We start from the raw sequence: 23,714 nt of genomic DNA, 5'->3' as shown, positions 1-23,714 counted from the left end.
AGGCTAAATAATGAAAAGTATTGCAGTATTTTGCGGCTCCAGTATAGGAGCAGAGCCCTTCTATAAGGAAGGAGCGGTTCAGCTTGGAAAGGAACTGGCAAGACAAAATCTGACCCTTGTTTACGGCGGCTCAAGCGTTGGGATTATGGGGGTTGTAGCAGACACAGTGCTGGCTGAAGGAGGAAAGGTTATTGGTGTCCTCCCGAAAATGCTGGAGGAAAGAGAAATTGCCCATCCTCATTTGACGGAGCTGATCGTTGTCGATTCGATGCATGCGAGAAAAACAAAAATGGCCGAGCTGGCAGATGGCTTTATTGCGCTGCCGGGGGGGCCTGGAACGATGGAAGAGTTCTTTGAAATCTTTACGTGGGCACAGCTTGGGCTTCATCAAAAGCCGTCGGGGATTTTAAATGTCGGTCATTACTATGATCTGCTCATTTCGTTTTTCAAGCACATGAATGAGCAGCAGTTCCTGCACGATCAGTATATGCCGATGTTTTTAACAGATATAGACCCGTCCAGTCTGCTTGAACAATTCCGTTCCTACAATCCGCCGGCTGTCAAAACATATATTGAGAAGAAAAGCCAAACCTAATAAAAAAACGAGGGAGTTGTCCGGGAAGACATTGTCGGACATCCTCGTTGTATTGAGAATAGTGACAGCGTGAGGGGATAACCTTAGGAGCACTATTTATGATGGAAAGAGGCTGTGTTAAAGGTCATTTTAACTTTTAACACAGCTCCTTTTTTATTTTAGAAGGGATATAGCTTCCGTTGTAGAATAGTAGGGGAAAGCTGGTCTGTTTCCAAAAGGAGGGATCGTATGAGGATTCGTAGAGCAAAGATGGCGGATGCGGCAAGTATTGCCAAAGTGCACGTGGATGGCTGGCGGACGACCTATAAAGATATTGTCCCGCCAAAATTTTTGAAAAAGATGACGTATGACAAGAAAAAGCGATTATGGGAAAGCGTGCTGCTGGAAGGTTGCGTCTTTGTAGCGGAAAATGAGGAAGGACAAATTATTGGTTTTGCGACAGGCGGCGTGGAAAGAAGCGGAGCGTATGAAGAATTTCAAGGTGAACTGAGCACTTTATATATAGCAGAGGCATACCAAAGCAGGGGGCTCGGTAAGTGTCTCGTCAAAACAATCATTGAGGAAATCGAAATGCTTGGCATCAGCACAATGGTTGTGAGTGTATTGGAGGAAAATACGTCAAAGCATTTTTATGAAGCACTCGGCGGCCAAATGATTGATACCGTAGAAGTGGAAATCGGGGGCAAAAAGCTTAAAGAACTTGTATATGGGTGGAAAGATATTAGCAGTATTTATGAGAAAATAGAATTAAGCTGATCGTTGTTAATTTGATTGCTGTTTTCTTATAGATCGGGCTCAGCTTGTGATGGATTAATTGTGCCAGTGTTAGGGTGCATGTATGATTCGATTAAAAAAGAAAAAGCTGTAATAGAGAGAAAAATACAACATAATAACAGTGTATTTTTACGATTTATTTTATCAGCATGATAAAGCGTTTAAATAATGCTGCTTTTTCCTGTGCATAGAAAATTCCCATAAAACTCGATTATATCTGCTCGAATAAAGATATTTAAAGATTGTAAAATATTCCGTCATTTTTGGGTATTTTCGCTTATACATGTGGTAAAAAAACTTCATTTCTAAAATTGACGTTGACTATTTTTTGAATGTTTGCTAAAGTAACCTCTATTGAACTATCCACAGTCAGGCGGATGCCTAGAATTGGGGGGTTCCTGCGGACAGCGGCGTACGCGCTAGTCATTTGCAGGAGTATGGTGTAGTTCCTAAGACTAACGTTTCATCTCTTGAATATTAAACCCGCATAGCATATATTCGATTCGTTTTGACGGCTTCGAATTGTTTGTTTATCCATGTAAAAGGCGGTTTATCGCTCATACAGGTTTGAGCTTTATCACATTCAAAATGAAATGAGAGCATTCTAGATTAATAATAAGTGCATACAAATTCGTTGATGAGAAAAAGTAGTGTTTCAATTTGTTCTACAGAGAGCCGGCATGTTGGTGGAAGTCGGTGTACAGATGTTACATGAACTCCCCTCTGAGAAGGTTGGCTGAACAATAAACAGTAAGCTGATCCGGTGTCTTCCGTTAAAAAGAACACGTATGATTGTACGTTGCTGAGAGCTATTGAATGTTTTTCAATAGAATTAGGGTGGTATTCGCGGTTAACCCCGTCCCTTTTGGGATGGGGTTTTTGTGTGCCTTTCACACTGAATATACGGGAGGGTATTATCTGCAAGGTAAGAGAAAAGAGACAATGTCCACATCATGCACATTGAATTTTTTGAAAAATTAGTTTTATGTGCTGGTGTGGACTGAGTAAGGCAGCTTTTATGATTTTTGCATAGAAGCGTGCAAATAGTTATCAAAAGAACATCTTAGGAGAGACATTTATGGAAAAGAAAATACCGTTTTCAACCTATGCCATCATTGGAACTATGCTATTCGGCATGTTCTTTGGGGCAGGAAACTTAATATTCCCGATTCAAATGGGGCAGCTTGCCGGAACAAATTACTGGTGGGCACTTATCGGCTTTTTAGTAACAGCAATCGGCTTACCATTTCTAGGAATTCTAGCAATCGGGTTATCAGGCAGTAACGGTTTACGAGATTTGGCAAGCCGGGTACATCCTCTTTTTGGGGTTGTGTTTGCAATGGCGCTCTACTTAACAATCGGTCCATTTTTTGCGATTCCACGTACTGCAACCGTACCGTTTGTTGTTGGATTTGAACCATTCATTAACCCAGAACATGCACAGCTGTGGCTATTGCTGTTCAGTCTGATCTTTTTCCTTGTCGTGTTTTATTTCTCATTAAACCCGGCAAAAATTATGGATTACATCGGAAAATATTTAACACCGGCATTTTTACTTTTTTTATTCGCCTTAATTATTATTAGCGTATTATCTCCGATGGGCAGCTTCATCGAGCCGAGTCTTTCCTATGTAAATGAAGCATTTATGACCGGATTTAAAGAGGGTTACAATACGATGGATGCGCTGGCATCACTTGCATTCGGTATTATCGTCATCAATGCAATTAAACGCTTAGGCATCACGGAGAAAAAAGATATCGCCAAAGCAACTTGGAAATCAGGTATTTTTGCGATAGGGCTTATGGCTTTGATTTATGGATTGATCATGTATATGGGCGCATCGAGTGTTACGGCGATTGGAACATTTGAAAACGGCGGGCAAATTTTCGCAGCAGTTGCCGATCATTACTTTGGTTCTTACGGCGCGATTTTATTGGCCATTATTATTGTACTTGCCTGCTTAAAAACAAGCATCGGCTTAATTACAGCGTGCGGAGAGTTTTTCCACGAGGTATTCCCAAAAATCAGCTACAAAGTGTTCGTTGTGATTTTATGTATCGTTTCGTTTGCGATTGCTAATGTCGGCTTATCAAATATCATCACATTTGCCGTTCCGGTGCTTATGTTCCTATATCCGCTGGCAATTATCCTAATATTACTCGGTCTTGCTGCACCGCTGTTTAACAATAAGCAAAGTGTATTTGCAGCTGCCATGATCTTTACGTTCTTTGTGAGCATTATCGATGGATATAATGCGCTGATCGCAAGTGTACCAGCATTTGAAACGGGCTTCTTCAATGCAATTGCGGCATTTTATGAAAGCTTTTTACCGCTATATGATATCGGGCTTGGATGGATTGCGCCGGCACTTGTCGGTACGGTAATCGGGCTTGTCCTACCATCGAAGGTAAAGATAGATAAGTAAGAAAAGATGATAAAAGCAAATCAGCCCTCTTCAGATAAAAGAAGAGGGCTTTTCAGTTGTGCTGGAACATTTCAATAACTGAATCCATTCACATGCTGATTTTTTATTCGTTAAAATAAGCAGGAATTTGACATAATACATAGTCACCGGTCCATTTTTGTGTCGTTACGATCAATCTTTCCCCTTGCTTCTCAAATATGAGTCCGCTGCCTTCTTTTAGTTCGAACACCCAGCCTTCTTTGCTGACCAGTTCTTTAATCATTTCATCAACTGCGGCTATATTCCGTTCACTCGTTATAAACCATTCATGACCGTTTTCAGTTGTTAATTTAACAAGCCGGTTATCGGCATCATTTATTTTTTCTACGACTTCTCTTTTAGTCATATTTTCGAACGGGAGCGGGGGATAGTGAAACCTATAAGAGAGTAAATACGGAATGATTAATACACAGACTGTTCCTACGGCAAAGGTAATGATGACCTTTTTCATAATACACCCCTTACTCTAACAGCTTATATAGCCATTATAGATAGGGGGGCAATGAATGTCCATATATTCCCACTTAACTGTGGAGCTTATAGTGGGATGCTTTGAAGCATAGCAATTATGGAATGGTCTATAATGTTTTGAATCCGTAAATGGCTTCAGACTGTAGACAAACTATATTTCTATAGTTTCTTTATTCAGTTATTGTATATAAATACAAGGCGCCAGATGATTTATGATATCTGGTGTCCTATTGACTTGTTCTTAAATTGGAATTTAATTGCTTAATATTATGCTTATACTATTCGCCTGTTCTTCTTGTCGTATATCACAATGGTTACAATTGAAACAAGAACTAACACAGCATTTGCGGCAATGGTTCCCGCCCAAGTCATAGTCATGGTGCCAAAGATGGGGGATGCCGCATTGAACATGGTGTGGAATAATACGCACATAAACACACGGCCTTTTCCTGATATTTTGTAGATTGCCCCATTGAAAAACCGAAATGCAATGAGTTGAACTGCAAACATCCAAAAGTTGATGAGTCCCTCTCCGTGATTCGTCCCAGGAATGAAGAAGAGAGGGATATGCCATAAAGTCCAAATGATTCCTACAAAAAGAGAAGACAAAACAAAACCGTATTTTTTGTCAAGCTCAGGCTGCAATATGTACATCCAGCCAGCTTCCTCCAAGCCACCGATTATAAGATTACCAAGCAGGGAAAGGAAGAACGTATAAACGGGAAGCGCCATTTCCGTGCTGCCTGAAACTGCCATATGTATCAAAAAATACAGTGCAAGTCCTGCAACAACAAACAAATAGAGAGATATGCTATTTTTGGCATAAAAAACAGTTCTCAACCATTCCTTGAAACCTGTTATTTTGTTATTTTTCTTCAGAACGATATATGAAGCAATAGCGGGCGACAAAATATAGAGTGCAAAAGGGATATTCATCCCGAATTGCTGTAACGAGTGAACCCAATTGTGAACCGAATATCCGAATTGCCCAAGAGCAATCAAAGCACCTGACACAAGATAGGCTATGCAAAATGTCAGCATCGTAAATTGTACTGTGATTTTTTTGTCTGCCACGATTTCTTCACCTCACATTTTAAAGTATACATTAAATTTTAACGTATGGATGCTTTGACTTTACTCACCTAATGTTTGCTTTCTGCCAATTCAAAGTTGCACGCCGCACAAAATATAAATAGCTTACAGTTATAACTACTAAACTAAATTCTATTTTATTCAATTACAGCAGAGATGGATTAAAAAAGAGGCACTGCATATTTATTATCACAATATACAGTGCTTCAAGATATAAATGACTTTGTCTACAGTCTGAAGCCCTCTTCATCATAAATGAAGAGGGCTTTTCAAGCGTTAATAAATATTCTCCATATGCACAAATGGCAGGACGCTTTCATTCACGAGCTGTTCGCTTATATGTGCCCATTTGTTCTTGTTGATAATCGGTGCATCGCTGTCGATTGGGGTTTGGAACTGACTGAAGCCGGTGGAATCCATAAAGGAGCTGCCGTCATGGTCAAGTCCAACGTGCACCACATGCTTGATAATATACGGCTCCTTGAAGCGGATTACTGTATTATACCCATCGAGTTCCCCTTGTGCGACATCGAAAGGCATACGCAGGTAAATTGTTTCGCCTTCCTCCCGGTCACACCATATTTTTGTATCGAAGCTTCCTTTATGATAATCCCAGTTTCCGCCGATACAGAATCCATGCTTACATATTTTATCCCGCAGCTGACCGTAGTGCGCAAATTTTCCATTTAATTCCGATTCTAAACGTAACATTCCACTATCTCCTTGATGATATTTTTATGAAAAGTGTTTCCTAAAAGAAGGGACTCTATACGCGATCTATGGCTACCGCATATAGGTATTTGGAAATGGTATTCCATATTAACCTTTTACCGGTAGTTTGCCTATGTCATAATGAATGAAAGAAAAGCGTTGAAGGAGGGGGAAGAATGAAAAAGTGGGGGATTGTACTCACCATTGTGGCGGTTGTTAGTATCATTAGTGAAGTATTGGCTGATTCAAAAAAGTTAGAAGAACCCATTGTTTTAGATGTAGTAATGGACTTTGACTTTAATTCTATTCATGTGTCCTATTTATTCGATACAAAGAAACTGATGATGATTGAACGAATAGAAATCAACGGAAGGACGTATTCCAGCCACCCTGAAAATTGGGGATTTGATCTGTATGGGGGTGGAGGTTTTTTGAACTCCAGCTATGTGAATGCTCAATACTATTCTCTTTATAACGCTCAATATAGTATCGATGACTTTGACCGGCAGGAGCTGCTTTTGAATCTGCCATCAGTGAAAAAAGCACATATTTACTTTTCGGGACATCCCGAACCGTATGAGGCAGATATATTGATTGTTCCGCCGAGTTCGGATATTGGGCTTACGGTAAATGGCTGGGAACGAGAAGACAGTAAGATGGTGATGGCAATAGTGGCGGAGGAAACACTGACATTTACAGACATTACGCTCGCCAATACATTCGGCAAGATAAAGCATTTCGAAAAAGAGGAAGAAATCGTGTCGCTGCCCGTTACGCTTCAAGAGGGAGATAAGCTCCAAGTCGAGCTGGAGGAAATGGTCGGTACCTATCCGGCGCAGCAGGCATATATTCGATTATCCGGTCATGCTGGTGATAAAACGTTCAATGAAGTACGGGGCGACCTGATCAATCAACCACCATCGGCAGCCTGGATTAAGGAAAGGGTGGAGAAGTATCTTGACTAAGTTTCATGGACGATGGGTGACGGGGTTTATATTAATCTTTTTAGATATCAATATATTGATTGACTTGCTGCCGGATTTTATCGGGTGGATGTTAATAGGGGCTGCTTTTTCTGAAGGAAAGGGAGAGGCTGCTGCTTGGGGAAAATGGAGCGCCATTGTCGCTTCCGTTCTTTCTATGCCGCTTGTCCTTCAGGGATTCTCGACTTTACCGCAGGGAAGTGATATTCCTATGTGGCTTCAGATCATTTATTTTGCGCTGCCGTTTGCCGAGTTTTTAGCATATGCCGCCTTTTTTATCGTGTCAGATCAATTGTTGGAGCGGCAAAAGCGAAGCAGATTTTCCATTATAATCCTCGGCTATCTATTAATATGGATACTGTGGCAGCATGTGAACATGCATTTCGTTTTGGAAGATGCAGAAATAACTACGCTTTTCCTTGGACTAACCGGTATTGTCCTCATGTTTTGCTTCTTCATCAATATTATCGTTCGCCATAAGGAATGGAAACGGAAGCAGCTGGATAGCCGGTTGATGACCGAAATCACTGAAAGCTGAAGGGAAGGGGGGTGTCTATTGATAAGTAGGAAATGCCTAAAAAAGTGGGATTGTCTATTATGGGGGCGAAATTGTCTATTATTACGCCAGAATTGTCTATAAACGAGTTGGAAATGTCTAATAAAGATGGATTGGCTATTGGTAAGTAGGGAATGTCTATTATGAAGGCAGGCTTGTCTATTATCAGGTCGCAATTGTCTATTAAGTCGTTGAAAATGTCCATTATCACGCAGAAAATGTCTATTAACAAAGCTGACCGGCTTTAGCCGGCTATTCATAAAAGAGGAAATAATAAGGTGTTCTAGTTTTTTGACAAAAAAATAATTAGAGTACTATACTATTAATTGAACAAACGTTCAAAACGAATGTTCAAAATGTTGAGTGCCATCCGTCAATTAAACATGAAAGCATAAAGTACTTTCATTATGGATAATCTCTCTTCTGAATGGAGGAATAATAATGAGTCAAATGCAAAAACAAATTAAGCTTGCAAAACGTCCTGTTGGAACCCCGGTGATGGAGGATTTTGCTTTTATCGATGCACCAATTGAAACCCCATCAGATGGTGAAGTGTTAATCCGTACTATATATGTTTCGGTTGACCCTTATTTACGTGGAAGGATGCAGGATACAAAATCCTATATTCCTCCGTTTCAATTAAACGAGGTTATTACAAGTGGGATAATTGGCCAAGTAGTGGAATCAAAATCAGAGCATTTCTCTAAAGGTGATATCGTACTTGGTACTCTTGGCTGGCAGGAATATTCCGTTGCGAATGAGCGAACTATTCGAAAACTTGATCCGAAGCTAGCGCCTGTAACAGCGAATCTAGGTATTATCGGTATGACGGGGTTAACGGCCTATTTTGGCCTGCTTGATATCGGGCAGCCAAAAGAAGGGGAGACTGTTGTCGTGTCCGGAGCTGCAGGAGCAGTAGGATCGGCAGTTGGACAAATTGCCAAAATTAAAGGGGCGCGTGTCGTAGGAATTGCCGGGACAGAAGAAAAATGCGAGTATCTTTTAAATGAACTTGGTTTTGATGCAGCGATCAATTATAAAAAGGAAGATGTTTCAAGTGCATTAGAAAAAGCATGTCCAAACGGAATCGATATCTACTTTGATAATGTTGGCGGTTCCATTTCTGATGCTGTATTCCCGCTTCTTAATAAGTTCGCCCGCATTCCGGTCTGCGGAGCGATTTCTGCCTATAACAGTGTTGAAATGGATATGGGCCCACGTGTTCAAACGGCACTGATCAAAACGAGCGCGCTTATGAAAGGCTTCACGCTTGGCGATTATTCAAGTCGCCTGCAGGAAGGAAACACAGCACTCGCCGCATGGTTAAATGAAGGAAAACTGAAATATGAAGAAACGATTACAGAAGGTTTCGATCATATAATTGATGCTTTCCTTGACCTATTCACAGGAGCAAATATAGGTAAATCACTTGTCAAAGTAGCGGATATCATATAAACATCGGTACTTCTTACCTTAGGTATGCTTGTAATCGAATAATTGTTTAAAACGTTTGTTTAATAAAAAATGAAAGAGGATGAGTCAATTAAAACAGAGCAAAAGTAATGACAGGAATAAAGATGTAAGAGATCAAATCCTTCGGGCTGCAAAGTATTTATTTGCGAAAAACGGCTATGAAGGGACGACCGTTAGACAGATTTGTACTGAGGCAAATGTTTCATTGGCTCTTGTCTCTTATCATTTTGGAGGTAAAGAAAACGTTTTTTTTGAAGTGTTCCAAACAATTAGGCAGCTTTTTGAGGGTATGAAATATGATTTATCTGATCCGTTAGGTGCACTTAAGAGCTTTTGTAGACAGTTTGTTATTTTTAGAAATAAAGAACATGAATTAATTAGTATATTGCAGCAGGAGTTAGTGATGAATAGCCCGAGATTAGAGATGCTGACAGATGTGTTTCTGCCATCTTGGGAACAGCTTCGATTAATTTTACAAGAGTGCCAGGACAGAAAGAAGATTGATTTTCCATCAGTTGATGCAGCAGTTAACTTTATAATGGGAACTTTAATGTTTTCTCTTAATAATTCATTTTTGAATCAAGTTGAATCGGAATTATCTCTTGAACAAGTAGCAGATCTGGCTGTTAGCTTTATTATTCATGGACTAAAAGCAACTTCGGAATAAGGAAAGAGGAAAAGAAAAATGAAAGCAGCAAAAATATACGGAGCAAGAGATATTCGAATAGAAGAAGCAGAATTGCCTTCCCTTGAAAAAGGAATGGTAAAAGTAAAGGTTGAGTACGCCGGTATTTGCGGCAGCGATATGCATGAATATTTAGCGGGTATTTATCCAGTGCGTACGCAGCCTGTTTTAGGCCATGAGTTTTCCGGTGTAGTAGTGGAAGTAGGAGATGAAGTAACGAATGCCAAAGTAGGAGACCGGGTAGCCGTTGAACCACTTATTCCTTGTGGAAAATGTGATAATTGCCAGCGAGGTTTCGTAAACTTATGTACAAATCGCCAAGGGTATGGCTATTCGATTTCAGGCGGATTTGCTGAATATGCAGTCGTGAAACAAGAAAATGTTTTCCATTTACCTGAAAACATGAGTTTAGAGCTTGGGGCACTCGTTGAACCAACAGCTGTGGCGGTGCACGCAGTTCGCCAAAGTCAATTAAAGCTCGGGGATTCTGCCGCAATATTTGGTGCCGGCCCAATTGGATTATTGTTGGTGCAAGCCGTAAAAGCTGCAGGAGCTAGTGAAATTTATGTAGTAGAAGTAGCGGAGGAACGCCGTCAAAAAGCGCTGGAGCTTGGAGCTACACATGTGATTAATCCGATTGATACGGATACAGTCGCATTTATCCGCGAAAAATCAAATGGCGGCGTAAATGTTGCATATGACGCTGCGGGCGTTCAGGCAACATTTACAAGCGGCGTTAGTGTTGTTCGACCAGGCGGAGAATTCAAGATTGTCAGTGTATGGGAAAAACCAGTGAATTTCGATCCGAATATGATCGTTAGAACTGAGGCGAAAATCAGCGGTTCTTATGCATATATTCGCTTGTTCCCTGAAGTCATCCGCCTGCTTGCAAGCGGTATCATTGATGGAGACGCAGTCATCACAAGCAAGATAGCATTGGATGATATTGTGGAAAAAGGTTTTGAAACATTGGCGCATGATCGCAGCCAATGTAAAATTCTCGTGGATATGAGCCTTTAAGGACTTCTGAGTGGCTCGCTTATCCGTTAAAAGACTATTAATGTGGGATTGTCTATTAATACATTGAAACTGTCTATTATCATGACAGAATTGTCTATTAACATGGCGGGATTGTCTATTAAGACGTAAAATTGGTCTATTAACCCGAAAGAATGGCCGATTTTCTAGTCCGCAAATTGAAAAAAAGAGCTGCCAGGCGCCGGTATAATCCGGCACAGCAGCTCTTTTTTTCGTTATTGGAATCTGCCGAAAGCGACAACTGAGCCTTTGTCGCATGATTCAAAGCCGTTCTTTTCATAGAAGTGACGTACATCAGGTGCTTCTTCCGTCAGCAGCACTTTTTGCCGTACAGTCTCATGTTTTTGTAAAACCATTTGCAGCAGCTTTGATGCAATGCCTTGATTTTGATAGGCATCCAGTACGAGGATGTCCTGGATATAGAGGATCGTCAGGCCGTCACCGACTGTCCGGATGAGGCCGACTAGCTGGTCGCCGTCCCAGGCAGAAATCACATCGAGTGACTGTAGTAAAGCCTGCTGAAGAAGGTCCATATTCTTTGTATAGGCTGTCCATCCTACATCGTTATATAGGTTCTCCACTTGCTCTAGGTTAATTGTTTTTGTCTGTTTATACGTAATGTTCACGTTTTTCCTCCTCAAAATATTATTTTGAAGAGTTGTTTCGTAATTTTTCCACTGTCTTATACCTCCTCTCGGGCAGCTATCCAATCCTCCCGCAGCAGACCGAAAAGATGCATATCGTGAAATGTTCCAAAGCGGAATACTTCGTTTCGCAAAACACCTTCTTTTACAAATCCGCATTTTTCATAGGAACGGATAGCCGGTTGGTTAAAACTGAACACCTGCAATTTAATTTTGTGAATATGAATGTAATTAAAAATAAAAGAAATAAGCGTCTGCATCGCATCAGTACCGCAGCCTTTTCCTTGCCAGTCTTTCGCAATGGCAATGCCGACCTGGCACGTGCTGTTCTTCCAATTTACCGCAAATACACCGCATGAGCCAATCAGCTCATCAGATGTACGGTCGAATATCCCGAAGATAAATTCTTCCTTCTTTCCGCTGATGCCCTCAAAAAACGTGCGATGATCTTCAAAGGTGCCGGGAAAGGGGATATCATCATTTGCCAGCAGCAGCGTGCCTATTTCATTTTCGATCTGGGCAAATTTCGTCAAATCATCTGAAGTCATTTGTTTCAAAGTAATCAACTTGCCTGTTAAAAATTCATTCATCAATTGTTCCATTGTTTTTCTCCCTTTATAAGGGGCTGCAGTTGGGTATACAACCCCTTGGTTATTTGTTTTTTACACAAACATCTACTGCAATCTTAGGTAACATGGGCGCAACTCCTTTTATATAAGTTGAGTTTATTATAACATTTGAGGGAATTTTTTGAATTTTATTTTTGGTTATTTACTAAAAAATATATCTTGAAAATAACATCAGTATATGGTGTCTCCTTGAACAGGATCCAGTCCATTCTTGAAACGGATACGAATAGAAGTCGCGTTATAGAAATCAGGGGAATCCATCACCTGAAAATGCAAATGTGGCTCTGAAGAATTCCCGGAATTCCCGCAGCACCCGATACACTGGCCTTCTGTTACTGCGTCTCCTTCACGTACTTTAATAGAATGTTTCCGTAAGTGGGCCAGCATGCTGTATTCCTTATGGCTATGTTCGATGATGACATAGTTTCCTGCGGGATTGTCTGCATCCATCTCACCAGGTGTATTATCATGCAGTCCATCGATGACCTTCACGACTTTACCGGCAGCAGGGGAGAGGATTTCCTGATTGAACGCATAGAAGTGTTCATTTTGCAGCGGTGTCTCCTTGAATGAGGCACCGTCTTTTACTTGTATTAGATCATACGCATAACGCTGGTTTTCATAAGAGTAATGGTAATTAATGAATTCATTCGTCCCGCCCCAAAAGACAAACCAGTCTCCGCTGATCGGCATGATGTATGTATTTTCGGTGTACCGTTTATCACTGTCCGGATAAGTTGTGTAAGGCTTTAAATAAAAGCTTTGGATCATACCGTTTTCATCAAATGAGACATGAATTGCTTTTTCTCTTTGGTCATCCAGCCATAAGTATTGCACGATATTTCCAATGGTTGTAGAAAGCTCTAGCTGGTAAGAAGACACGTCGGCATTAAAAGGGGCGGCCAGTTCTTCGAATTGTTCAAGTGTAACGAGGCTTTGAAATTCCTGCGATGTTTGTTTATAAATTTTTTCGAACTGACCTTGATGGAACAGGTCACCGAAATGAGGTGGTTGAATAGATTCGTGTAGCATCTGCTGTATCGCTCCTTTTGGGTTCAAAATGTAGTAAACAGCTTTCACTTGTTAAATACGGATAAGTTTCCAAAAAGTTTCAATATATAAAAGGAGTACATAACTAAAAAAATCCCTTTCCTAAAATAGATCTTTAGGAAAGGGATATTGTTATGGCTGGTTCCAGAAAATGCCCATGAACGCATAAAAGGCGATGAGGGCAACCGTGATAATAACAAGGAGGGTGATAGCGGCAACCTTCCACACACCTTTTTCTGCAATTAATGCAAAGATGATCGCGATAAAGTAAGAAATAACAGAGATTAAAAATAGATACTCAGAAAAAGCTTCTGGATACAACGTCAGAAAAAAAGGAATTAAGCTGATAATGACAAACACAACCGATAACATACCTGCGCGTTTTTTCAAAATGGTACCTCCTATCTGCAAAAAAAAGGAGCAGTCAAAAGTTAAGCTACATGCACCGAAATACACTAATGAAATAATTTTCCTCAGGATAATCCCCAATATACTCAAAGCCGTTACGTTGGTAAAAGGCTTTAAGCACTTCATTTCCAGCCCAGCAATCTAAATAGAGAGCCTTATTCATTTTTTTAGCGAAAGAGCAGGCAAACGCGGTAATCGCTGAACCGATGGTACCTCCTTGAAAGGCAGGGGAGACCGCAATTTGTGATAAATAGTAGATTTCAGCATCTATGAACAGTGGTCTATTAGTATTTTCTATGCGGAAAGTTCCGATAATATGCCCTTCTGCTAGAGAAACGTACACTGTGGAATCAATTACTTGCTGCTTGATTCCGTCTTTATTCCATGGGTAGGTCCATTGCTGGATGCCTTTATTGTGCAGGTCTAAAGTAGTTTCGTTTAATAGGGCGACAATATTGTCAACATCTTCTAAGTGAGCGAGTCGTATTTGCATATAAGTGATTTCCTTTTCTGCTCTATTTAACAGCAATCCAAACTGTCCAACGATCCATTTCGTGAATCGGGGAATTTGATGGAAGGGCATTGTCAATATAGGCAACCAGTACCTGCAGCTCTTGATCATCTAACTCATGTAAGATGCTCCTGCCCGTTCTGTGGCGCAGGTCCTCCAATACATCTTCTTTACTCTCATAGACCTTACGTGTTTCCCATAATTTGATTTCCTGGATATGTTGAAAACGAGCAGCGTGTAATGTTTCAATTACGCGTTCACTGCTATATCTGCGGCTCGTTTCTTTATCTCTTAGGTTTGGAAAGCATTCAAAAAAATAGCCTCTTATATGATTGTCGTCTCCGGGGAGTAAGCAATCATCAGGCGTACGGTCCTGAATAACATAATAACCCCCGCTATCGAGTATTCGATAGGCTTCTTGGACACAAGCCTGTAAATCGGTAATGTGATGGATTAACGCTCTTTCAAGTACGAAATCAGCAGCATGACTCTCAAGACCTGTGCGGAGGGCAGTGCCATAACGAAATGTAATGTTAGGTAAAGTTTTACAGTTTTCACGTGCTGCGTCAAGCATTGTTTCGGAAAAGTCTATTCCTGTCACGGAAGGGATGCCCATAGCAGAAAGCATCTTTGTATAAATGCCGCCGCCGCAGCCCACATCGACAGCTTTTGCTATCTTTTCAAATGGTACATGCCCTGTAATTGTTTCCGTCCATGTCCGGTCTACCTCCCGGGCAGTGTAGCTGTTCCGGTTTTTGTCGTCATGAAAATCAATCGCCATGTGTATCCCGCCCTTCATTTTCAATAGAGGAAACTGCCTTTTATAACAGCTGAATCATTTCCACCCGGTTGCCGAATGGATCCCTGAACTCGAAACGGTCAAAACCGGGAATCGGGACTGCATCCAAAATATTGATGTTTTCTGCTTCCAGTTTCGTTCTCCAGTAGGAGAGGTCTTCTACTTCGTAAGCGATATGGGCTTTTGTCGTTAGGCGGTCAAATCCGTCCTCTGTACCGATATGGACATCCCGGTCACCGGCTTTTACCCAAAAGCCCCCTCTGCCTTTTAGAGAATCAGGCTTTTCCACCTCTTCAAAACCTAATACACTGCAGTAAAATTGCTTACCTTCTTTTTCTGCTGCTTTTGGAATCGTAATTTGTACGTGATGAATCCCTTTAATCATGGAATCATTCCTCCTTCATTACATTACAAAATCTTCTACTTTTAGTATAGCTTTTTCTAAATATAAGTAAATTTTATAAAATTTATGAAATAACATAAGTTTTACTTATATCTGTTTGAAATACTGAAGCATTATCGAACAGGCTTCATTTTGACGCCTTTTAGCAACAGCCAGCAGGCAAGAGAAAGCTCTCCAAGCACTCCGCAAAACGTTACAATGAGCAGCAGGGTCTTTTCATAATGAATGTAATCAGGCAACAGGAAATAGGCAAGACTGTCTGCAGTATAAGCAATGGCAGCAAGTACAAGGAGAAAGCCGATTAGCTTCGGTACATAGCCGCTGGAGCGGATAATTAAGTAGCCTAGAATCAATAGATGAAGAGCAAAAAATAGGAGACTGATCAGCCAGCCGTTATGAAATGAGCTTATAAGAAAAAGAATCTGCTCGGGCGAAGGGGGAAGTGGGTTATCCAGAAGTCCAATGATTTCGGCAATATGAAAAAGAGAAGCACCGAAGACGGCTGTATAGAGCAGGCGCAGCCAGGCAGCAAGTAATGAAAGATCAAGGCTAATCGGTTTGAATAGAGTATAAAGAGCCCAGGCAACGATGACATCCAGGAGAAGTACAATAATAAAGCACCCGAATCCAGCACGGAGCAGCACTCCATTTTCTATAAGGTTTGCTGCCGTTTTTACCGCTTCAGCTTCCACTAAGAGACGATTCAGGACCATCCCATTCGAAAAACCGGCCAGCACAGCCATCAGCAAAAGCCCTATGCCTGCTACCTTAGCATAAAAGCCTATCGACCCATTCGGAATCCGGTTGATAATAATTCCTCCTTTACATGGCGAACAAGTAACAGTGCTAAATAGGTATGAAAATAGCACAAGGAATAGACCGGATAGCATTGGAATAGAAGGTATTCCTAAAATGCCGAGGAAAGCTTGCTATAGCATTATTTTATAAATAATTTGCCCGGAACCAAATCTTTCGAGATATTCAGCTGCCGAAAAGCAAAATTGATGGATGCCTTTATACATTCCTTTCTATAGCCTCTTCCCGACCTGTCCGGTAGCCGGAGAGGCGAGAATCATCGTGAAATTTTCTTTTATTAAAGCGGAATCGACAGTACCGCCTAAATGTTTTCTGACTTCTACATTTGTATATAAATGCTTTTACCCTCAAGATCTTTTTCTTTTAAATTTCTTAAATAGACAGCGTGGTGTTTGCAGTTACATTATTTTCACCTCCCGATTTGATGGGTCTTCAAGTTTTGGGAAAATAAGGTTACAATTGAATTGAATAATAAGGGGGAGGGGAAGTATCGATGAAGCTCCGTGTAGCACAAATGGATGAAATGAAGGCCGCTGAAATTCTCGGCTGGCGGTATGAAGCGCCATATGACTTTTATAATAATGAATATACAGCAGAGGGTAGAGCAGAGCTATTGAGTGGTTCTTATCGTGCGCTGGAAGATGAAAATGACAAGCTGGTCGGTTTCTTCTGCACCGGTGCTCCTGCTCAAGTACCTATTGGAAAGAAACACGGTATGTATAAGGAAGATGCAATCGACATGGGACTTGGACTCCATCCCGCACTGACGGGAAAGGGTGAGGGGCTTTCGTTCTGTACATTTATAGTAGAGCAGATTGAAAAGCTGCACCCGCGTCTACCGATCCGGCTGACAGTTGCTGCGTTCAATAAGCGGGCAATCCATCTTTATGAAAAGCTTGGCTTTGTAAAGGTGAGTAAGTTTTCTACAAGTACAGCTGACTTCGATGTGATGATTAGAAATGTTCGAGATATTCCTGAGCTTTGAAACTTTGAGCTAATAGGAACGTAAGGTAGGAAGGAGGGGACTAAATGGAAGCTGTAAACCAATTTGGAGCAATAGGCTGGCTAGGGGTTTTAAAGACTGTTTTTTTGATTCTTTGTTTTTATTGTACACTCTACTATTTTCAATATTTGAAAGAGGGAGACGAAAGAAAGATCAAGCAATCGCGTTTAGCGGCAGTTATCTGTCTTGCCATTGCTTTACTTGTACCGGTAATTTATAATTTTTATCTCTTCAACCATATGATGCAGTAGCTTGTCTGAAATTTTTAAACAGAAGGGAATGACTCTTGGTGGAAGAGCCATTTACTGTTCGTCGTGTAGATTTTGGCAAGGTAGGCCTTGCCGTATTGTTTCTGTTGGGGCTTGTTGCGGGCGCTTTTGAGTGGTGGCTCGTACTGGGAGTTATTTTACTGCTGCTTGTTGGATTGTATGCAGCTAATCCGAGAACACGCTTTATCAATGCCTTATATATTGCATTCCTTATAGGGTTTGCTTTCTTCCAATTCGTGAATAACTGGGTGGCAGCGACTGATATCCAACGAGAATGGCGCATTATTTTCAACAGACTTTCTTTAAGCATCATCATCCTTGGACTATACATAACGCATCTACTGTACAAACAGCCGATTTCATTCTTCCACCAGAAGCCGAATTGGCATACGCAACTAAAGCTGCGGGGTCATGCCATTCCGGTCTTTCGCTTTTGGTTTATTGGACTGATCGTGAATATCGCGGTCTACATTCCGTTTATTGTCATGCAGGGGATGGAGGCGGTGAAATCGTTGCTGTTTTTTGCTCTTTTCTTTTCCTTGATTAATGCGGTATTTGAGGAGCTGATTTGGCGGGGGCCGCTGTTTTCAAGCCTCCTGCGGCATACTTCCATCCCGTACACATTAGCTGTAACAAGCATCGGTTTTGGTCTGCTGCATTTGGCAATCGGGATACCGTTTCTAATCAGTCTGTTCTTTTCAATAGCGGGGCTCTTTTACGGACTGGTCGTCTATAAAACAAACAGTATTTACCCAGGCACCCTTTTTCATTTTGTTCTGAACATCGGTATGGTGCTGAGCGGGTGGATTTTATCGTAAACGTTGCAAAGGCAAAATAAAAAGGACATTATGCAGAAGTCATCTAATGTCCTTTCTTGCTGAATAGCTGCACTTAATAAGTAAATAAACAGGCAAGTGCAGCAGCTCGTTTAGGTTTTTCATCCAATACTCTTTCCGAATGTACGCGTGCATCATGGCCAGTTAAGTTCGAAATGAGAATTTTATAAGTACCCGGACTGATTGAACCATATAGATTACCGGCAGATTTACTTTTGCACGGCGAACCTTCCAGAATATTATAAATTCCTGTATCTACAAATGAACCACTACTATCCAATTTGAGAAGTCGATATTCCACTTTTGCTTTTGTCCGGTTCGGTTCTGAAGCTGTCGTTTGCTTTATTTTATCTAATTTCAATTCATCAATATAGCTGGTTATCGTAAATTCCTCTGTACTTACCGAAGTGGCAATATTATGAAACTGCCAAGTTATATTATTATCTTCCGCTTCATTTTTAGCAGCTGCAGAATGTGAGAAGCCAATATATAACGTAAATAGAATGAGCACTGAACAATAGAGAAGTACTCCGATTATATTTTTCATATTCCCATTCCCTTCCATTAATTTTATAAAAGTTTACTGCATCATGGGTATCCAAGAATTTTTAGAGGATATTCCGTTGTCTATATAACTAGTTCTGTTTATTTATGGAAAACCCTTCTTCTTAAATAGGTGGTAATAAAAACTGCTGCTTTCTGACCTGAAAAGTGGCATCCCGTATAAGAAGACATAAATGCCTTCCAGCAAAGAGATCTTTTTAATGAATAAACATGAATTGGATTTCCTTTGGAATAGGATATAGAGAAGATCATGTTCTGACATGAAATGAAATAGGGAGGGAGTTCTTATATGCTGGCGAGAAGAACGGTATGGATTGCCGGGATCATCCTTCTTGGGGTAGCAGTCGTAACTGGCTACTCAACATATAGCGAGCAGAGGTTTGTTGATGTATTTATCAAAGAAGACCAGTTTGATGAAAGGCTGGACCAAGTAACGATTTGGGAGACGAACAGTCATTTGAATGAGAGCCTGGCAAATGCCAAACGGAGTGATGAGCAATTGGAAAAAGTGAGGCAGGCGCTGGAAGATTGGCAGGTGAGGAAGACATTCTTTAAAAATATGGATTATGAAGAAGCGTACCAGATAGATATTTCCTACGGGGAAGATACGCTCACGATTCCGATATCTTCCGATGGCTTAATGAATATTCAAGGGCATACGTATGTGCTTGTCGATGGACCGCAAATTGAAGAGCTGCTTGTCCTGCTGGAATGAAGTAAAGTCCAGCTGCAAAAGGAAAAGGCGTATCCGCATTTGGAGTACGCTTTTTTATTTGTTATATAACGTCTTAAATAAGCTGTAAATCCTTTAAGGCAAAGGCGATGCCGTCCTTGTCACAGTCCTTTGTCACAAAGTCTGCTGCACGTTTCAGTTTATCACTGCCATTGCCCATCGCCACTCCGAAGCCCGCAAGTCCGAGCAGCTCTATATCATTTTCTCCGTCACCAAAAGCAATGGCCTCCTCAGGTTTAAAGCCGAAGTATTCCAGTACTGCTTTTGCTGCAATTGCTTTCGACACCTCTCGCTGCAGAACATTCGCAATGGTAGGATGCCACTGCTCGAACAGGAGGTGAGGAAACGCCGCTTTGTATTCCTCCACAACATGGTGCTCCGCATAAAGGCACATAAGATAAATATCCTTTTCTATAATGAAGGGATCGACCTCCGGATAATCGTGTAACGAAAGCGTCTGCTGGAGGGCACGTAATGTAGAGGTGTTTTGGATACCGTTCATTGTGAGCGTTTCAGTAAAAAAAGATAGCGCGTGCCCTTTTTGTTTTGCATATTCCTGGATGGCTTCAGTTATATTACGATCCAAAACGGAAGAAAATATTACGGTTTCCTGATGCTTCGCATAGGCCCCATTTGCGGTAATGAATGTATCAATCCCAAGCTGCTGCAGCTCTGTACACATGGACAGCGGCCGGCCTGTAGCAGCGACTACCTTTATCCCTTTGTCCAGCAGCTGGTGAATGGCAGTGATCGTTGTGGCTGATATAACCCCCTTGCTGTAATCAATTAATGTACCGTCCACATCAAAGAAAACAATTTTATAGGACACTTCCATCTTCTCCTTTTCATTTGCCTGTAATTAATTTCCTTTAATTATAAAGGAAGATTTGCGTGATAGGAAAAGAAGAATGAATAGGTTAATAGAATGATTTTTATAAATTGCGTTTACTAATTAATAAACATAAATTATAATTGTTTACATAAGGGGTGTTTGGATATGAATTTTGATGAAGCTTCAGTAGAGGAACTGACAAAAGGATATAAAAAAACAGCCGATAACACGGCGTATCAATGCCTGTTCTGTAATGAGCGCTTTGATATCGAGGAAATATTTTCGATTAACGGACGTCTTTTTCAAGCAAAGCGTGCCGCGGAGCATCATATTGAAAGTGAGCATGGTTCCGTTTTTGATGCACTGATTGGGCTGGATAAGCGGCATACAGGCTTATCGGAAATACAGACAGAGCTCCTGCAGCTGTTCCATAGCGGACTCCATGATAAGGAAGTTGTCGAACGGACTTCAGCGAATAGTGTATCGACAATCCGCCAGCATCGCTTCAAGCTGAAGGAAAAGGAGCGGCAGGCGAAGATGCTGCTTGCAATCATGGCAAACTTGGAGCCGACAAAGCACTACGAACCGATTCACAAGGGGGCGACAATGATGGACGAACGCTATGCCATTACGGCAGATGAAAAGGATAAAATACTGGAAACCTATTTTAAAAACGGACTGGGCGGGGCGATTGAAACATTCCCAAGTAAGGAAAAACGTAAAATCGTCATCCTGCAGCAAATCATGAAACGATTTGACATAGGAAGACAGTATACAGAAAAAGAAGTCAATGAAGTGCTGAAAACGGCGTACTCCGACTTTGTGACGATCCGCCGGTACTTAATCGAGTACGGCTTTATGGACCGCAGCAATGACGGGGCAACGTATTGGGTGAAGGAAGTCTAGACTGATTTAGCAGATGGCGTAGAAGAAGCTGATACGGGAAATTCCGTATCAGTTTTTTTATTGTATTTTATAACTATAAAAGGTAAAATAAGTTATAGGAACAAATGTTTGTTTTCGAGGAAGGAGAGTACATAAAATGTGGAAGAAAGTTGAGTGTGTGGCGATTTATACAGAGGATATTGAAAAATCCATTGCGTTTTATGAAACAATGGGCTTAAAAAAGGCATGGGATACTTATCAGGATGAGGGCAAGAAGTGGCGCCTTGTCGGATTGGGCTTTCCAGAAGGAAATACAGAGCTTGTGCTAAAGAATAATCCGGATCTGGATATGATGGAAGCTGAAATTCGGGTAGAGGATGTGCGGGCCCTGTATGATTCATTAAAGGACAATGCGGAAGTGAAATGGATCCGTCCACCGTTTCCGAACGCGCTCGGCGGTCATGTTGCCGTAATGGAGGCACCAGACGGCAATGTATTTGTGCTTATCGGTGGGTAAGCTAAGAAACGGTTAATAAGAAGGTAAAAGCATGAGGAATCATGCTTTTTTATGTTGTTTGTGACCCGAGTTTCTCTTCATACATAATAAGGAGGGACAACATGCAATTTAAACAATGGACAAAATAAAAGAAGTAATGGCCGGCCTTGATAAGCCGTAGTGTATTGCATCGAAAGTGGAAAATATGAATGTTCAAATGGTGATTTTTTAGAGCTGCCCATTTACAAAATGCATGCGAAAAATCCGCAGAATGGGGAGTACCTATCAGTGCTGTTGAACGAAGATTTAGGAACTTACTAACATAAAAACAGTCTATAATAAAAGGAATTATTTAACTTATTAGAAATTCCCTTGATTTGTAGTTTCATTCAAACGTTAATCTTTAATAAAACTATGAGGGAGGTATCATTATGTGGTTAATATTAGGTCTTATTGCAATAGCAGCAACATTTATAAATCTATTTATGTATAAAGCGGGAAAGGATTATAAGCTTGCTATGGCGGTAGGACTATCATTTACAGCTTTAACACTTTGTTCAGAATACAGTCTTGTATCAGATTGGGTAAAAGTTGAAGATTGGTCAGCTTTATTGGATGTTGTACCTACTATGGAAAGGGCGTTATGGTTTCTGACAATTGTATCTATCCTGCTGAATATAACTCCTATATTTTTAGAATTAAAAAATAAAAAATAAATTCTTACTGGGGTTCATATGGGGTTACAACATTAAGAGCAAAAGACCAAAAGTCCCGCTTTGGGGACTTTTTTCTGTGTAAATAATTTAATTTCATGGTTGGGAGCGAAAAGCTTATGGATGTTTTACTTAACTAACGTAGGCAGGATAATTCAATAAGTTGGTATTTGGATTTATTTTTGCTAATCAAATTGAAATTAAATAACTATAAAATTAATCTTTTTCAACTGTATACCGAACTTGTTTAAACGTTACTATATCTCCATCTTCAGTATCATCTATCGTTTGAAAAAGTTGTACTTTTGGCTTGTAGTCTGTTCTGTGAGCATCTTTGATATCCATAATGTTAAGTTTGTAGGGTGTATCATTTTTTATTTTTTGTTCAAATACTTTTTTATTTGCAACAAAAATATAGGTCACTTTATTTTCATCAATGCCCTCAGTTATAAATTCTAATTGATTATCTTTTGTTGTAATCTTTGGCGTTAATAATTCAATACTTCCGTTTCCGGTATCTTGTTTAATAGCAATTTCAACATCGGGATCATCTATGATATCTGAACATCCGGATAATATAATACTAGCGAATAAAATAAAAATTAATCCAGTTATCTTTTTCAAAACCATCACTTCCTTTAGATAACTATAACATAAAAGTAAGAATAAGGGTAATCGGCAATGATGAGTTGGCTATATCTTTTCATAGTTTTCATCTTCCTCTCAAAGTAAAATGATAAAATATTTTGCGTTACTATATCTAAACTTACAAAAGAAGCCACTTTCTTGATAGAATAACGTCACCACAAGTTATTTGAAGAAAAGGTTCTTTCCTATGAATCAATTTTCAAAAAAATCGTTTGTGTCAAAAACAGGATAATCCTGAATTTTTGCGACACCATTTAGATATACTGAGTAATTCGACGCAATAACTATCAAGGAAGGGGAATGAGGCATTTACAAGAATATCGATTCTCCCGATTAGCTGTGAGATGTTTGGCCATATTATTTTAGCAATTCAACAAACCAATCAGTTACTTCCTCAGGGACAGCGTACACAGTGTTTGAATCCTTCACATTCCCCAAGGTGCTTTGCTGCCCTTTTTCTTCTACCCAAAGATGATAGCCCTCTTTACTTCCATCTGTAAAAGTGATGTTTACATCAAATTCTGGGCCCAGTATATCCGCTATACTATCTCTCTTAACCGAAGTTGAAATTGAAGTATCATTTAGAAAACAGCCTGACGAGTAACAAATCATTTATAAAAGAATAAAAGTGTG

Annotated in this window: 30 protein-coding genes and 1 other annotated feature; of the genes, 15 read left to right on the top strand and 15 right to left on the bottom strand. The window is 40.4% G+C overall.

The window, feature by feature from the left end:
• Nucleotides 1-10: 10 nt before the first annotated feature.
• The 3 genes from BOD01S_RS01575 (at nucleotide 11) to brnQ (ending at nucleotide 3,794) form a co-directional block, all read left to right on the top strand.
• Complete coding sequence (locus tag BOD01S_RS01575; RefSeq protein WP_036154996.1) at nucleotides 11-595, top strand: LOG family protein; 585 nt, start codon at nucleotides 11-13, stop codon at nucleotides 593-595.
• A 228-nt stretch (nucleotides 596-823) separates the two neighbouring features.
• Entirely contained in the window at nucleotides 824-1,351 is a 528-nt protein-coding gene (locus BOD01S_RS01570) for a GNAT family N-acetyltransferase (RefSeq protein ID WP_036154994.1), read from the top strand.
• A 643-nt stretch (nucleotides 1,352-1,994) separates the two neighbouring features.
• Nucleotides 1,995-2,236, top strand: a binding site (T-box leader).
• A 211-nt stretch (nucleotides 2,237-2,447) separates the two neighbouring features.
• Entirely contained in the window at nucleotides 2,448-3,794 is a 1,347-nt protein-coding gene (gene brnQ / locus BOD01S_RS01565; RefSeq protein ID WP_036154992.1) for a branched-chain amino acid transport system II carrier protein, read from the top strand.
• Nucleotides 3,795-3,897: 103 nt separating this feature from the next.
• Here the strand turns inward: brnQ and BOD01S_RS01560 are convergent, their stop codons facing one another.
• From BOD01S_RS01560 to BOD01S_RS01550, 3 genes are all read right to left on the bottom strand, one after another.
• Nucleotides 3,898-4,284 carry a hypothetical protein gene (locus BOD01S_RS01560; protein ID WP_036154990.1) on the bottom strand — a complete coding sequence of 129 codons (387 nt, stop codon included), beginning with the start codon at nucleotides 4,282-4,284 and terminating at the stop codon, nucleotides 3,898-3,900.
• Nucleotides 4,285-4,577: 293 nt separating this feature from the next.
• The gene (locus BOD01S_RS01555; RefSeq protein ID WP_036154988.1) at nucleotides 4,578-5,378 is read right to left on the bottom strand and encodes a CPBP family intramembrane glutamic endopeptidase; all 801 of its coding nucleotides are present in this window, start codon (nucleotides 5,376-5,378) and stop codon (nucleotides 4,578-4,580) included.
• Between the two features lie 294 nt (nucleotides 5,379-5,672).
• Nucleotides 5,673-6,107: a YugN family protein gene (locus BOD01S_RS01550; RefSeq protein ID WP_036154987.1), complete on the bottom strand. Its 435-nt coding sequence runs from the start codon at nucleotides 6,105-6,107 to the stop codon at nucleotides 5,673-5,675.
• Nucleotides 6,108-6,283: 176 nt separating this feature from the next.
• On the opposite strand from BOD01S_RS01550, the gene BOD01S_RS01545 reads away from it, so the two are divergent.
• The 5 genes from BOD01S_RS01545 to BOD01S_RS01525 all read left to right on the top strand — a co-directional run bounded on the left by BOD01S_RS01545 (nucleotide 6,284) and on the right by BOD01S_RS01525 (nucleotide 10,824).
• The gene (locus tag BOD01S_RS01545) at nucleotides 6,284-7,072 is read left to right on the top strand and encodes a hypothetical protein (protein ID WP_036154985.1); all 789 of its coding nucleotides are present in this window, start codon (nucleotides 6,284-6,286) and stop codon (nucleotides 7,070-7,072) included.
• Nucleotides 7,065-7,628 (top strand): hypothetical protein, encoded by a 564-nt coding sequence (locus BOD01S_RS01540; protein WP_036154983.1) that lies wholly within the window; start codon nucleotides 7,065-7,067, stop codon nucleotides 7,626-7,628. The genes BOD01S_RS01545 and BOD01S_RS01540 overlap by 8 nt, the downstream gene beginning before the upstream one ends.
• 459 nt (nucleotides 7,629-8,087) lie before the next feature.
• Nucleotides 8,088-9,101 (top strand): NADP-dependent oxidoreductase, encoded by a 1,014-nt coding sequence (locus BOD01S_RS01535; protein WP_036154981.1) that lies wholly within the window; start codon nucleotides 8,088-8,090, stop codon nucleotides 9,099-9,101.
• A 79-nt stretch (nucleotides 9,102-9,180) separates the two neighbouring features.
• Nucleotides 9,181-9,786, top strand: a complete 606-nt coding sequence (locus BOD01S_RS01530) for a TetR/AcrR family transcriptional regulator (protein WP_036154979.1) — start codon at nucleotides 9,181-9,183, stop codon at nucleotides 9,784-9,786.
• An 18-nt stretch (nucleotides 9,787-9,804) separates the two neighbouring features.
• Nucleotides 9,805-10,824, top strand: coding sequence for a 2,3-butanediol dehydrogenase (locus BOD01S_RS01525; protein ID WP_036154977.1), 1,020 nt, complete (start codon nucleotides 9,805-9,807; stop codon nucleotides 10,822-10,824).
• Between the two features lie 233 nt (nucleotides 10,825-11,057).
• Here BOD01S_RS01525 and BOD01S_RS01520 read toward each other — a convergent pair whose 3' ends face one another.
• From BOD01S_RS01520 to BOD01S_RS01485, 8 genes are all read right to left on the bottom strand, one after another.
• Complete coding sequence (locus BOD01S_RS01520; RefSeq protein WP_036154975.1) at nucleotides 11,058-11,468, bottom strand: GNAT family N-acetyltransferase; 411 nt, start codon at nucleotides 11,466-11,468, stop codon at nucleotides 11,058-11,060.
• Nucleotides 11,469-11,524: 56 nt separating this feature from the next.
• Nucleotides 11,525-12,088, bottom strand: a complete 564-nt coding sequence (locus BOD01S_RS01515) for a GNAT family N-acetyltransferase (RefSeq protein WP_036154973.1) — start codon at nucleotides 12,086-12,088, stop codon at nucleotides 11,525-11,527.
• Between the two features lie 198 nt (nucleotides 12,089-12,286).
• A complete protein-coding gene (locus BOD01S_RS01510; protein ID WP_036154971.1) occupies nucleotides 12,287-13,147 on the bottom strand; it encodes a M23 family metallopeptidase in 861 nt (286 codons plus the stop codon).
• A 150-nt stretch (nucleotides 13,148-13,297) separates the two neighbouring features.
• Nucleotides 13,298-13,555, bottom strand: a complete 258-nt coding sequence (locus BOD01S_RS01505; protein WP_036154969.1) for a hypothetical protein — start codon at nucleotides 13,553-13,555, stop codon at nucleotides 13,298-13,300.
• Nucleotides 13,556-13,601: 46 nt separating this feature from the next.
• Entirely contained in the window at nucleotides 13,602-14,066 is a 465-nt protein-coding gene (locus tag BOD01S_RS01500; protein ID WP_052124857.1) for a GNAT family N-acetyltransferase, read from the bottom strand.
• Nucleotides 14,067-14,088: 22 nt separating this feature from the next.
• Nucleotides 14,089-14,865: a class I SAM-dependent methyltransferase gene (locus BOD01S_RS01495; protein ID WP_036154967.1), complete on the bottom strand. Its 777-nt coding sequence runs from the start codon at nucleotides 14,863-14,865 to the stop codon at nucleotides 14,089-14,091.
• Nucleotides 14,866-14,905: 40 nt separating this feature from the next.
• Nucleotides 14,906-15,268, bottom strand: coding sequence for a VOC family protein (locus BOD01S_RS01490; protein ID WP_036154966.1), 363 nt, complete (start codon nucleotides 15,266-15,268; stop codon nucleotides 14,906-14,908).
• A 131-nt stretch (nucleotides 15,269-15,399) separates the two neighbouring features.
• Entirely contained in the window at nucleotides 15,400-16,155 is a 756-nt protein-coding gene (locus BOD01S_RS01485; protein WP_169745616.1) for a DUF4386 domain-containing protein, read from the bottom strand.
• 440 nt (nucleotides 16,156-16,595) lie between these two features.
• Here BOD01S_RS01485 and BOD01S_RS01480 point away from each other — a divergent pair, with 440 nt between their 5' ends.
• Genes BOD01S_RS01480 through BOD01S_RS01470 form a run of 3 tightly spaced genes read left to right on the top strand, consistent with a single transcriptional unit; the run spans nucleotide 16,596 to nucleotide 18,192 of the window.
• Nucleotides 16,596-17,087, top strand: a complete 492-nt coding sequence (locus BOD01S_RS01480; RefSeq protein ID WP_036154964.1) for a GNAT family N-acetyltransferase — start codon at nucleotides 16,596-16,598, stop codon at nucleotides 17,085-17,087.
• 44 nt (nucleotides 17,088-17,131) lie between these two features.
• Nucleotides 17,132-17,356 carry a hypothetical protein gene (locus BOD01S_RS01475; protein WP_052124855.1) on the top strand — a complete coding sequence of 75 codons (225 nt, stop codon included), beginning with the start codon at nucleotides 17,132-17,134 and terminating at the stop codon, nucleotides 17,354-17,356.
• Nucleotides 17,357-17,394: 38 nt separating this feature from the next.
• Nucleotides 17,395-18,192, top strand: coding sequence for a CPBP family intramembrane glutamic endopeptidase (locus BOD01S_RS01470; protein WP_169745615.1), 798 nt, complete (start codon nucleotides 17,395-17,397; stop codon nucleotides 18,190-18,192).
• Nucleotides 18,193-18,265: 73 nt separating this feature from the next.
• On the opposite strand, the gene BOD01S_RS01465 is transcribed toward BOD01S_RS01470, so the two are convergent.
• Complete coding sequence (locus tag BOD01S_RS01465) at nucleotides 18,266-18,757, bottom strand: hypothetical protein (protein ID WP_036154962.1); 492 nt, start codon at nucleotides 18,755-18,757, stop codon at nucleotides 18,266-18,268.
• Nucleotides 18,758-19,063: 306 nt separating this feature from the next.
• Here BOD01S_RS01465 and BOD01S_RS01460 point away from each other — a divergent pair, with 306 nt between their 5' ends.
• Nucleotides 19,064-19,489, top strand: a complete 426-nt coding sequence (locus BOD01S_RS01460) for a hypothetical protein (RefSeq protein WP_036154960.1) — start codon at nucleotides 19,064-19,066, stop codon at nucleotides 19,487-19,489.
• A gap of 73 nt (nucleotides 19,490-19,562) precedes the next feature.
• Here BOD01S_RS01460 and BOD01S_RS01455 read toward each other — a convergent pair whose 3' ends face one another.
• Nucleotides 19,563-20,336: a Cof-type HAD-IIB family hydrolase gene (locus tag BOD01S_RS01455; RefSeq protein ID WP_036154958.1), complete on the bottom strand. Its 774-nt coding sequence runs from the start codon at nucleotides 20,334-20,336 to the stop codon at nucleotides 19,563-19,565.
• Nucleotides 20,337-20,504: 168 nt separating this feature from the next.
• Between BOD01S_RS01455 and BOD01S_RS01450 the strand changes: the two genes are divergently transcribed.
• The 3 genes from BOD01S_RS01450 (at nucleotide 20,505) to BOD01S_RS01440 (ending at nucleotide 22,436) form a co-directional block, all read left to right on the top strand.
• Nucleotides 20,505-21,245: a DUF2087 domain-containing protein gene (locus tag BOD01S_RS01450; protein WP_036154949.1), complete on the top strand. Its 741-nt coding sequence runs from the start codon at nucleotides 20,505-20,507 to the stop codon at nucleotides 21,243-21,245.
• Nucleotides 21,246-21,381: 136 nt separating this feature from the next.
• On the top strand, nucleotides 21,382-21,741 hold the full coding sequence (locus tag BOD01S_RS01445) for a VOC family protein (RefSeq protein ID WP_036154947.1): 360 nt from the start codon (nucleotides 21,382-21,384) through the stop codon (nucleotides 21,739-21,741).
• A 410-nt stretch (nucleotides 21,742-22,151) separates the two neighbouring features.
• Complete coding sequence (locus BOD01S_RS01440) at nucleotides 22,152-22,436, top strand: hypothetical protein (protein WP_036154945.1); 285 nt, start codon at nucleotides 22,152-22,154, stop codon at nucleotides 22,434-22,436.
• 213 nt (nucleotides 22,437-22,649) lie between these two features.
• Here BOD01S_RS01440 and BOD01S_RS01435 read toward each other — a convergent pair whose 3' ends face one another.
• Together BOD01S_RS01435 and BOD01S_RS23165 are read right to left on the bottom strand one after the other, a co-directional pair.
• Complete coding sequence (locus BOD01S_RS01435; protein WP_407655985.1) at nucleotides 22,650-23,063, bottom strand: hypothetical protein; 414 nt, start codon at nucleotides 23,061-23,063, stop codon at nucleotides 22,650-22,652.
• Between the two features lie 375 nt (nucleotides 23,064-23,438).
• Nucleotides 23,439-23,693: a hypothetical protein gene (locus tag BOD01S_RS23165; RefSeq protein WP_052124853.1), complete on the bottom strand. Its 255-nt coding sequence runs from the start codon at nucleotides 23,691-23,693 to the stop codon at nucleotides 23,439-23,441.
• Between the last annotated feature and the right edge of the window lie 21 nt (nucleotides 23,694-23,714).

Source organism: Lysinibacillus odysseyi 34hs-1 = NBRC 100172 (assembly GCF_001591965.1).
Classification (GTDB): Bacteria; Bacillota; Bacilli; order Bacillales_A; family Planococcaceae; genus Lysinibacillus_B; species Lysinibacillus_B odysseyi.
Note: the sequence above shows the minus strand (reverse complement) of the source record. Positions and strands in the feature narration are given on the sequence as shown.